Genomic DNA, 10532 nt, shown 5'->3' with positions numbered 1-10532 from the left:
ACCTGCCCGCGCGCCCCCGGGCCGCTTTGCAGACCTACATCTCGCGGCTCCGGACCCTGCTCGGCGGCAACCCGGTCATCCGCACCGAGCCGGCCGGCTACGTGATCAGCGTGGACGAGAACCAGGTCGACCTGGTCCGGTTCCGCCGCCTGGTCTCGGCCAGCACTGTGACCGCCGATCCGGCCGAGCGAACCCGGCTCCTGACCGAGGCTCTGGCTCTGTGGCGGGGCGAGCCCCTCGCTGGTCTGACGGCCGGCGCACTGATCCGCGATGCCGTGCCGATGCTGGCCGAGGAACGCCTGCATGCCACAGAACTGCTGCTGACGGCTCGCCTCGAGCGGGGCGACCACGCCGCTGTGACCTCGGAGCTTCGTGGCCTGACGCGGCGGCACTCCCTGCGCGAGTCGCTGTGGGCCCTGCTGATGCAGGCGCAGATCCGGGCCGGGCGGCCGGCCGATGCGCTGGCCACCTTCAGCGAGGCCTCCCGCCTGCTCGCTGACGAACTCGGCCTCGATCCGGGCCCCGCGCTACGCCGACTGCACCAGACCGTCTTGGCCACGGATGCCCGGGCCGCCGCGGTACGAACAGCCCGCGAGGTCATTCCGCACCAGCTCCCCACTGTCGGACGGACCTTCGTCGGCAGGTCCCGGGAGCTGGACCAGCTCGACAAGGCGCTGCTCGGCCTCACCGGGTCGATCGCGGTGATCTCCGGTACCGCGGGAGTGGGCAAGACCGCTTTGGCTGTCCGATGGGCCGAGCGGGCGACTGCGGAGTTCCCCGACGGACAGCTGTATGTGAACCTGCGCGGCTTCGATCCCTCGGGTGACCTGGTCAGCCCGGAGGACGCAGTACGGGGGTTTCTTGATGCGTTGCAGACAGCGCCTGGGCGGATCCCGTCGGGTGCCGCTGCACAAGCTGCTTTGTACCGGACCCTGCTGGCGGACCGGCGGTTGCTGATCGTGCTGGACAACGCCCGCAGTGCGGCGCAGGTCCGGCCTCTGCTGCCCGGCGGGAACGGCTGTCGCGTGGTGGTGACCAGTCGGAGCACTCTGCCGGGTTTGCTGGCCAGTGAGGGCGCCTACCCGCTCACGCTCGACCTGATGGACTGGGACCAGGCCCGCGCCTTACTGGAGGGCGCAGTCGGTGCCCAACGGCTAGACGCCGAGCCGGACGCAGCAGAGGAACTCGTAGACCTTGCAGCGCGGTTGCCGCTCGCCCTGTCGCTAGTGGCAGCCCATGCAGCCGCGCATCCGACGTGGTCACTCGACGCGGTGGCGACGGACCTCCGGCGTACGCGGCAGGGCTTGGACGTGTTCGCCGGCGAGGATCAGGCGACAGACCTGCGCGCCGTCTTCTCCTGGTCCTATCAGCTGGTCACGTCAACCTCCGCGCGCATCTTCCGACTATCTGGTGTGCACCCAGGCCCAGACCTGTCCGTCGGCGCCGCAGCAGCCCTCGCCGGTACTACGCCCGACCGCGTGCGCCCGGCTCTCGCGGAGCTGGAGCGGGCTCACCTGGTCAGTCAGCCCAGTCCCCAACGCTATTCCGCCCACGACCTCCTGCATGTGTACGCCGGAGAACTGGCCAAGGCGCAGGAGAATCAGCACGAGGCCATCCGGCGGCTCCTCGACTACTACCTCCGTACTGCGGATGCCGGCGACCAGTGGTTACGCCCGCACCGGGATCCCGACCAACTGCCCGAGCAGGGCAGACCGGCGTACGTGCAGGGCTTCTCTGGCTACCAGGAGGCGTTCGACTGGTTCGAGGTCGAGCATCCGAATCTGGTGTGTCTCGTGGAGTACGCGGCCCGGCACGGGTTCGACGGGCACGCCACCCACCTGGCAAGGACTATGACCGGGTTCCTGGAGCGCCGTGGGCTCTGGAACACCTGGGTGGACGTGATGCAAACCGCTGTAGAGGCCTGCGAACGGACCAGCGACCTGCCCGGCCAGGTGATGGCCCGCCGCTACCGTGCACACGCTCTGGCCCGGCAGATCCGGCTGGAAGAGGCTCTGGTCGAGGCAGAGACCTCGCTGCACCTCGCTGTGGAGACCGGCGATCAACTGGCGGTGGCCTGGTGCCATCGGATGGTCGCATTTGTTCTGGCACAACAAGAACGGTTGAAGGAGTCCTACGAGTACGACCAGGTCGCGTCGGACCTCTTCAAGGTCGTCGGGCACCGCATGGGTCACGCGCTGGCGCTGAACTCGCTCGGCTGGTTGCAGGCCTCTGCCTTCGGCGACTACGACCAGGCGCTCGTCCTCTGCAAGGAGGCGCAAGCCCTTTACCGCAAGGTCGACCACAAGCTGGGCGAGGCGGCGACCTGGGATCACCTGGGCTACGCGTACAGGGGACTGACGGATTACACCCAGGCAATTCACTGCTACGAACAGGCTTTGGCGCTCTACCGCGAGCTGAACGACGTCTACTACCAGGCGCTGATGCTGCAGAATCTGGGAGACGTACAGCACCAGCTCGCGGACAACGACGCCGCCGGAACCTCCTGGCAGGCCGCCCTCAGCCTGCTCAACCAGCTGAACCACCCGGCTGCCGAGGCGGTCGACAGCCGGCTGGCTGAGCTATGCTCTTCCCCGCGCCCGGGGAGCCCCGGTCCCTGAACCAGGACTCCCCGGAGTCCTTGCTCGACCTGCGGACCGCATCAGGTCGGGAGCAAACCCCCGCCAGATGAGGATGAGCGACAGACCTTTCAAAACACTTTCACCCCCTGTGAAACACAGTTGCGAGCAACGTCACGTCGATCGAGGCAAACCCTGGCGTGGTCCAGCTCGTTGATCCCCGTGCCGGGTCGACCTACTGGAGAAAACACTTGTCTTTCGCCGTACCGCTGTTTCTCTGGTACTTCCTGCCCGCGGTCCTGCTGGCGACCTGGGTGCTGCCCAAAAGTGCGCGCAACGGGGTTCTGGCGGTCTCCTCGCTCGGGTTCTACGCCGTCGGCGGCAAGGAGTTCGTCTTCCTGCTGCTCGCGCTGATCGCGATCAACTACACGGCCGGCCTGGTCATCGGCGGGCTGCCGCCACGCTGGCGCAAACCGTTGCTGGTAACGACTGTGGTGCTCGACCTGGCCGTGCTCGCGGTCTGGAAGTACGCCGGCTTCGCCTCCACCGTGGTGCACTCGATGGCCTCGGCGATCGGGATCGGCGACACCCGGCTGATCAGTCTCGCGCTGCCGATCGGGATCAGCTTCTTCACCTTCCACCACCTGTCGTACGTGGTCGACATCTATCGCGGCAGCCGGGTGCCGATGCGCAACCCGCTCACCTTCATCACCTACATCGCGATGTTCCCGCAACTGGTGGCCGGACCGATCGTGCGGTACCACGAGATCGCGGACCAACTGCGGGACTCCGATCGCGACCGGATGGCCAACTTCATCGAGGGATTCCCGCGGTTCGCCTGGGGGTTGTTCAAGAAGGTTGTGATCGCCGATTCGCTCGCCCCGGTGGCCGATGCCGCCTTCGCGACCTCGGATCCTTCCACCGCGACCGCGTGGATCGGCGCGCTCGCCTACACGGGACAGATCTATTTCGACTTCTCCGGCTACTCCGACATGGCGATCGGTCTCGGCCTGATGTTCGGCCTCCGCCTGCCGGAGAACTTCGCCCGCCCGTACTCCGCGATCTCGGTGACCGATTTCTGGCGGCGCTGGCACCAGTCGTTGTCACGCTGGTTCCGCGACTACCTGTATGTACCGCTGGGCGGCAACCGGGGTGGCACCTTCAAGACGTACCGCAATCTCAGCATCGTCTTCCTGACGACAGGTCTGTGGCACGGTGCCGCCTGGACCTTCATCATCTGGGGCGCGTACCACGGCCTGTTGCTGATCATCGAACGCGCGACCGGGCTCGGCCGCTCCACCAAGTGGGCCGCACCGCGGCGCGCGATCACCTTCCTGCTGGTGATCTTCGGCTGGGTGCTGTTCCGCGCCGCGGACCTGCCGGCTGCCGGGCGCATGCTCGGCGCGATGCTGAATCCCTTGCACGGTTGGGATCTGCCGCCTGAGCTGGCGATGCTGCTGTCCGGACACCGGATCGCCCTGCTGGTCCTGGTCGTCGCTTCGGCGATGATCCCGGCGGCCTGGGTGTCGGGTCGCGTGATCGACGGGATGCAGGAAGCCCCGACCTGGGCCCGCCGGACGATGCGCTCCCTCGCGCTGGCGGCAGCGCCGTACGCGGCGATCGTCACCGTGGCCGGCACCTTCAGCCCCTTTCTCTACTTCCAGTTCTGAGGAGGATCCAGATGAAGCTCAGGCGTGCGGCGATACTCGTGATCGGGCTGGCGTTCGTCTTCGGCCCGGGAGTCGGGTATGCGCTCGGCCTGCGCCAGAAACCACTCGACAACCGGCCGATCGCCGCGGCCCCCGCGGCGTCGGACGGCTTCGGCGCACTGGACGCCCTCGGCCCGTGGGCCGCGGATCGGGTGGCCGGGCGGACGGCCGGGGTCGAGGCGAAGTCGTGGTTCGACTTCAACGTCCTGCGCGAACTGCCGGCCAACAGCAAGGTGGTGCGTGGTCAGGACGGCAACCTCTTCCTGGCCGAGGACTTCACCCGGCTCTGTCAGCGGAACGCGCAGTTCCAGCAGGCCCTGGACGACTTCGCGAAGCTCGCGGAAGTGATCGAGCAGTCCGGCCGGAACGTGGTCTTCACGATCGGCCCGAACAAGTCCTCCGTGATCGGCGAGGACCTGCCATCCGTAGTACCGACGGGCGCTTGTGCTCTGGACGGCATCACTCAGCAGAACGAGATTCTCGACACCTACCAGCACCCTTCCTGGGTAGGTGTGCGTGAGCAGCTGACGGGCTCACAGACCTACTGGAAGACGGACTCCCACTGGTCGACCACCGGCGCGGCCATCTTCTCGAAGGAGCTCGCCGCGCATTTCGGTCCCCGCCTGGCCTCGCGCATCACGACGACCCCGGAGACCATCACCAAGACCGCCGACCTGAACGTCCTGCTCGGCCTCACGGCGAAGGAATCCCCACCCTCTCTACAGGTTTCCACCGGTACTACGGTGACGCCGCAGCCCGGGTGGATCGCCTACGACCCGCTCAAGGAGCTGGTCGGCAAGGAGCGCTGGACCACCCGGCCGGCGACCGGCCTGGTCCCCGGCAAGTCGGTCATCGTCGGCGACTCCTTCGCGTACTACGCGCTGGGCAACCTGCGACCACTGTTTGCCGACGGCACCTTCCTGTGGACCGGCCACGTCAGCGAGACCGAGATCGTCAACGCGATCAGGGATTCCGACACCATCGTCCTCGAAATGGTCCAGCGCAGCATGGCGACCACCCACATGTTCTCGTCGGCCACCTTCCGCCAGAAAGTGGCCGACGCCCTGACCGTCGCTGCCCCGTAGGCAGCGACTCAGCCGAGGTCGGGGAACCAGATCTTGATCTCGCGGGAGGCGGACTCCGCGGAGTCGGAGCCGTGCACGAGGTTCTCGCGGTTGGAGAGGGAGAAGTCGCCGCGGATGGTGCCGGGGGCGGCCTTGCGGCCGTCGGTGGCGCCGTTCAGGGCGCGGATCACCTCGATCGCCTCGTCGCCCTCGAGGACCAGCGCGATCAGCGGACCGCTGGTGACGAACTCGCGCAGCGGCGGGTACCAGGCCTTCTCGACGTGCTCGGCGTAGTGCTGGTCGGCCATCTCACCGTCGATCGTGCGCAGGTCCATCGCGACGATGCCGAGTCCCTTCGCTTCGAACCGGCCGAGGATCTCCCCTGCCAGACCACGGCGTACCGTGTCGGGCTTCAGCAGGACGAGGGTGCGCTGCGACATTTCTCTTCTCTCTCTGGATAGATCTTCGTGGATTGTGGGGCACCTTGGGCGGATGAGCCTAACCGGCCTGCGGTTGCTGTGCGGCCTTGGCTTCGTCGATGCGGCGGCCGAGGACGATCGCCATCACCCAGAAGGCGGCGAAGGCCAGGCCGAGGACGAACATCACCGGTACGACGAAGCCGAGTCCGACGGCTGCCACCTGGATCACCCAGCCGATGGCGTAGCCGACCTGGTTGCGCAGGAGTCCTGCCGCGACGATCGCCAGGAGCGCGAGCCCCAGGCACAGCGGCAGCGCAGTACTGGGTTCGACGTCGGCGACGGAGATCATCACCGGCGTGACGAGGGCCAGGATGAGTGCTTCGAAACCCAGCACGATCGAGGCCAGGGATCTCATTTGGTGCCCTCGTCCGCCCGCGGCCGGCGTACCAGCAGTTTGCGGGCCTCACCGGCGGTGATCACACTGCCGGTGATCAGTACGCCGCCGGTGCCCATGGCGATCGCGTTCTCCTCGGCCAGGCGGATCGCGTCGTCGATCGCGTCGAGCAGCTTCGGCCGGACCAGCACCCGGTCCTCGCCGAACACCTCGGCCGCGATCTCCCCGAGTTCCTCGGCCGGCATCGACCGCTCGAAGGAGTTCCGGGTGCAGACGACGGTCTCCATGATCGGCTCGTACGCCTCGAGCATGCCGTACACGTCCTTGTCCTTCATGCACCCGAGGACGCCGATCAGCGGGTTGAACGCGAACGCCTCGGTGACGGTGGCCGCGGTCGCCTCGGCGCCGTGCGGGTTGTGCGCGGCGTCCACGATGATGGTCGGGCTGGTCCGGACCACCTCCATCCGGCCGGGGCTCGTCGCCTCGGCGAATCCGGCCTGGATCAGCTCGGTGGTCAGCCGTCCCTCGGTCTGCGCGGTGGCTCCGAGCAGCGCCTCGACGGCCGCGAGCGCGGTGGCCGCGTTGTGCGCCTGGTACTCACCGTGCAGCGGCAGGAAGATGTCCTCGTACTCCCCGCCCAGCCCCTGGATCGAGATCAGCTGGCCGCCGACCGCCACGGACCTGGTGGTGACGCCGAACTCGATGCCCTCCCGCGCGACCTGAGCGCCGACCTCGGCCGCCCGGCGGAGCAGCACTTCGAACACGTCGAGGCTCTGCTGCGACATCACCGCGGTACCGCCGGGCTTGATGATCCCGGCCTTCTCCCCGGCGATCGTGACCGGATCCGTCCCCAGCAGGTGCGCGTGATCGACCGCGACCGGGGTGATCACGGAGACGACGCCGTCGGCGACGTTGGTGGCGTCCCAGCTGCCGCCGAGACCCACCTCGATGACGGCCACGTCCACCGGGGCATCCGCGAACACGGCGTACGCCATCACGGTCATCACCTCGAAGAAGGACAGCGGGTTGTCGAACTCGCTGTCGACCACCTCCAAGTACGGCTCGAGCTCGGCGTACGCCTCGGTGAACCGCTCCTCGCTGATCGGCTCGCCACCCAGCGTGATCCGCTCGCGGACCGTCTCCAGGTGCGGGCTGGTGAACCGGCCCGTGCGCAGCCCGGCCTCGGTCAGCAGCGAGTCGATCATCCGGGCGGTGGAGGTCTTGCCGTTGGTACCGGTCAGGTGGACGACCGGGTACGCCTTCTGGGGGTCGCCGAGCAGCTCGACCAGCCGCTGGACCCGCTCCAGCGTGGGTGCGATCTTGTGCTCCGGCCATCTTTGCTGCAGCTTGGCCGACACTTCGGCATACGAGAGGTCACTCATCAGGTCGCCAGTCTAGGAGCGGTGTGGATAACCGGTCGGAAGCACCCCTTGACAACCACTAGGATTGTGAGCATGACCGAGACGTCCCGCGTTCCTGACAAGCCCACCCTCGATGGCCTCGAGGAGAAATGGGCTGCGGTATGGAAGGAGCAGGAGACGTACGCGTTCGACCGCACGGCCGAGCGGGAGGACGTCTTCTCGATCGACACTCCGCCGCCGACGGTCTCCGGATCGCTGCACGTCGGGCACATCTTCAGCTACACCCACACCGACCTGGTCGCGCGGTTCCAGCGGATGCGCGGCAAGAAGGTGTACTACCCGATCGGCTGGGACGACAACGGCCTGCCGACCGAGCGCCGGGTGCAGAACTACTTCGGTGTCCGGTGCGATCCCACGCTGCCGTACGACGCCGACTTCACCCCGCCCGAGAAGCCGGACCCGAAGAAGCAGGTCCCGATCAGCCGGCAGAACTTCGTCGAGCTGTGCGGCGAGCTGACCCACGTGGACGAGCAGGCGTTCGAGGCGATGTGGCGCCAGGTCGGCTTGAGCGTCGACTGGTCGTCCCTCTACACGACGATCTCCGAGAGCTCGCGCCGCACCTCGCAGCGTGCCTTCCTGCGCAACTTCGCCCGCGGCGAGGCGTACCTGGCCGAGGCGCCGACGATGTGGGACGTCACGTTCCAGACCGCCGTCGCGCAGGCCGAGCTCGAGGCCCGCAAGTACCCGGGCGCCTTCCACCGGATCGCCTTCCACGGACCGTCGGGCCCGATCTACATCGAGACCACGCGTCCCGAGCTGATCCCGGCTTGCGTCGCGCTGATCGCCCACCCGTCCGACGAACGCTACAAAGACCTCTTCGGTACTACGGTCCGCTCGCCGCTGTTCGACATCGAGGTGCCGGTCCTCGCGCACGAGGCGGCTGAGCCGGACAAGGGCGCCGGCATCGCGATGTGCTGCACGTTCGGCGACCTGACCGACGTCATCTGGTGGCGTGAGCTCCAGCTCCCGGTCCGTACCGTCATCGGCCGCGACGGCCGGCTGCTGCGCGAGACGCCGGCGTGGCTGGAGGGTTCGGAGCTGTATGCCGAGCTGGCGGGCAAGACCGTCTTCAGCGCTCGTGAGCTGATCGTCTCGAAGCTGCGCGAGAGCGGCGACCTCGACGGTGAGCCGAAGCCGACCGAGCGGATGGCCAACTTCTACGAGAACGGCGACAAGCCGCTCGAGATCGTCTCCACCCGGCAGTGGTACATCACGAACGGTGGCCGCGACCCGCTGCTGAAGGCCGAGTTCATCGAGCGCGGCAACGAACTGCAGTGGGTGCCCGATCACATGCGGCACCGCTACCTGAACTGGGTCGAGGGGCTGAACGGCGACTGGCTGGTCTCCCGTCAGCGCTTCTACGGCGTCCCCTTCCCGGTCTGGTACCCGCTCGACTCCGACGGCGAGCCGGACTACGACCACCCGTTGCTGCCGCGCGAGGAAGACCTCCCGATCGACCCGACCTCGCAGCTGCCGTCCGGGTACGACGAGTCCCAGCGCGGCAAGCCGGGCGGGTTCGCGGCCGACCCCGATGTGATGGACACCTGGGCGACGTCGTCGCTCACCCCGCACATCGTCTGCGGCTGGGAGCGGGACGAGGACCTGTTCAAGCGCACCTTCCCGATGGACCTGAACACGCATGCGCACGAGATCATCCGGACCTGGTTGTTCTCCCGCGTCGTCCGGGCCCACTTCGAGAACGGCACGCTGCCGTGGAAGACCTCGATGATCTCGGGCTTCGTGGTCGACCCGAACCGCAAGAAGATGTCCAAGTCCAAGGGCAACGCGGTGGTGCCGTCGGAGATCCTGGACAAGTACGGCTCGGACGCGGTCCGTTGGCGCGCGGCGATGGCGCGGCCGGGGATGGACTCGCCGTTCGACGAGTCGCAGATGAAGGTCGGCCGGCGGCTGGCGATCAAGGTGCTGAACGCCTCGAAGTTCGTGCTGGGCTTCGGCGCGACCACGGTCGATGCCTCGGCCGTCACCGAGCCTGTCGACCTGGCCATGCTGCGGCAGCTCCGTACGGTCATCGACGAGGCGACCGCCGCGTTCGAGAAGTTCGACTACACGGGCGCGCTCGAGGTGAGCGAGCGGTTCTTCTGGTCGTTCTGCGACGACTACGTGGAGCTGGTGAAGGAGCGCGCCTACCGCGAAGAAGGCGATGAGGGGGCTGCCTCCGCGAAGGCGGCACTTGCTGTCGCCCTGTCGGTCCAGCTGCGCCTGCTCGCGCCGTACCTGCCGTTCGCGACCGAGGAGGTCTGGTCGTGGTGGCAGGAAGGTTCGATCCACCTGACCAGCTGGCCGGTGCCGGACGCCGACATCGCCGTCGCGGAGCAGGACCCTGCGGTCCTCGACGCGGTGGCGGAGGTGCTCGCGGGGATCCGCGGCGCCAAGTCGACTGCCCAGGTCTCGATGAAGACCGAGGTCAGCAAGGTCGTCGTCACCGGTCCGGCTGCCCGGCTCGCGCTGGCGGAACGCGCCGAGGGCGACCTCAGGGCCGCCGGCCGGATCGTCGGCGGGATCATCTGGAGCCCGGACGAGAGCGACAGCATCTCGGTCACCGCAACCCTTTGAGCGCCCGGTAACGCCCGCTTCCTCCGGAGGCGGGCGTTACTGCGTTCACAGCAACGGCTACGCTGCGGAACCAGTTTGGCCCGATGTGGAAGCATCGGGGCGACCCCGGCGACGAGCCCCATGCCAGTCCCAAGGAGCACCCGATGAGCGACGCACCCCAGCCCCCCGAGGACCCAGCCGCCCCCACCGGCACCCCCACGGGCCAAGGCTCCGCCGACGCCGCCGGCACTCCCACAGGCAACAGCTCCGCCGACGCTGCCGCCGCTCCGACCGGCGACTCCACCAACGCGGCCGCCAACGCCACGGCGAAGCCCCCCGCCAAGAAGACCCCCCGCCGCCGCCCCACCAAGAAATCCACCCCCGCCCCCACCACCG

7 protein-coding genes and 1 pseudogene are annotated in these 10532 nt (G+C 67.9%); 5 read left to right on the top strand and 3 right to left on the bottom strand.

The features are described from left to right. The 3 genes from VFG33_RS39950 to VFG33_RS39940 all read left to right on the top strand — a co-directional run. Window positions 1-2618: AfsR/SARP family transcriptional regulator (locus VFG33_RS39950; protein WP_325058252.1), on the top strand; the 2618-nt coding region annotated here is incomplete at its 5' end. Between the two features lie 209 nt (window positions 2619-2827). Beyond that, window positions 2828-4246, top strand: coding sequence for an MBOAT family O-acyltransferase (locus tag VFG33_RS39945; protein ID WP_325058251.1), 1419 nt, complete (start codon window positions 2828-2830; stop codon window positions 4244-4246). An 11-nt stretch (window positions 4247-4257) separates the two neighbouring features. Next, entirely contained in the window at window positions 4258-5370 is a 1113-nt protein-coding gene (locus VFG33_RS39940; RefSeq protein ID WP_325058250.1) for an alginate O-acetyltransferase AlgX-related protein, read from the top strand. A gap of 8 nt (window positions 5371-5378) precedes the next feature. Here the strand turns inward: VFG33_RS39940 and ndk are convergent, their stop codons facing one another. The 3 genes from ndk to VFG33_RS39925 are packed head-to-tail and all read right to left on the bottom strand — an operon-like array spanning window position 5379 to window position 7544. After that, on the bottom strand, window positions 5379-5789 hold the full coding sequence (ndk, locus tag VFG33_RS39935; RefSeq protein WP_325058249.1) for a nucleoside-diphosphate kinase: 411 nt from the start codon (window positions 5787-5789) through the stop codon (window positions 5379-5381). A gap of 58 nt (window positions 5790-5847) precedes the next feature. Then, window positions 5848-6183 carry a DUF4233 domain-containing protein gene (locus VFG33_RS39930; RefSeq protein ID WP_325058248.1) on the bottom strand — a complete coding sequence of 112 codons (336 nt, stop codon included), beginning with the start codon at window positions 6181-6183 and terminating at the stop codon, window positions 5848-5850. After that, window positions 6180-7544 carry a bifunctional folylpolyglutamate synthase/dihydrofolate synthase gene (locus VFG33_RS39925; protein ID WP_325058247.1) on the bottom strand — a complete coding sequence of 455 codons (1365 nt, stop codon included), beginning with the start codon at window positions 7542-7544 and terminating at the stop codon, window positions 6180-6182. The genes VFG33_RS39930 and VFG33_RS39925 overlap by 4 nt, the downstream gene beginning before the upstream one ends. A gap of 72 nt (window positions 7545-7616) precedes the next feature. On the opposite strand from VFG33_RS39925, the gene valS reads away from it, so the two are divergent. After that, complete coding sequence (gene valS, locus VFG33_RS39920) at window positions 7617-10157, top strand: valine--tRNA ligase (protein WP_325058246.1); 2541 nt, start codon at window positions 7617-7619, stop codon at window positions 10155-10157. Window positions 10158-10300: 143 nt separating this feature from the next. Further along, a pseudogene (locus VFG33_RS39915) lies at window positions 10301-10532 on the top strand (hypothetical protein); the annotation flags it as partial.

This window comes from Kribbella sp. (assembly GCF_035687465.1).
Lineage (GTDB): Bacteria > Actinomycetota > Actinomycetes > Propionibacteriales > Kribbellaceae > Kribbella.
The sequence above is the reverse complement of the archived record's forward strand: the minus strand, read 5'-3'. Positions and strand labels throughout refer to the sequence as shown.

Bases quoted from the DNA above. Each gene is read 5' to 3' on its own strand.
- VFG33_RS39940 (WP_325058250.1), top strand. From the start codon at position 4,258: ATGAAGCTCAGGCGTGCGGCGATACTCGTGATCGGGCTGGCGTTCGTC.
- ndk (WP_325058249.1), bottom strand. From the start codon at position 5,789: ATGTCGCAGCGCACCCTCGTCCTGCTGAAGCCCGACACGGTACGCCGT.
- VFG33_RS39930 (WP_325058248.1), bottom strand. From the start codon at position 6,183: ATGAGATCCCTGGCCTCGATCGTGCTGGGTTTCGAAGCACTCATCCTG.
- VFG33_RS39925 (WP_325058247.1), bottom strand. From the start codon at position 7,544: ATGAGTGACCTCTCGTATGCCGAAGTGTCGGCCAAGCTGCAGCAAAGA.
- valS (WP_325058246.1), top strand. From the start codon at position 7,617: ATGACCGAGACGTCCCGCGTTCCTGACAAGCCCACCCTCGATGGCCTC.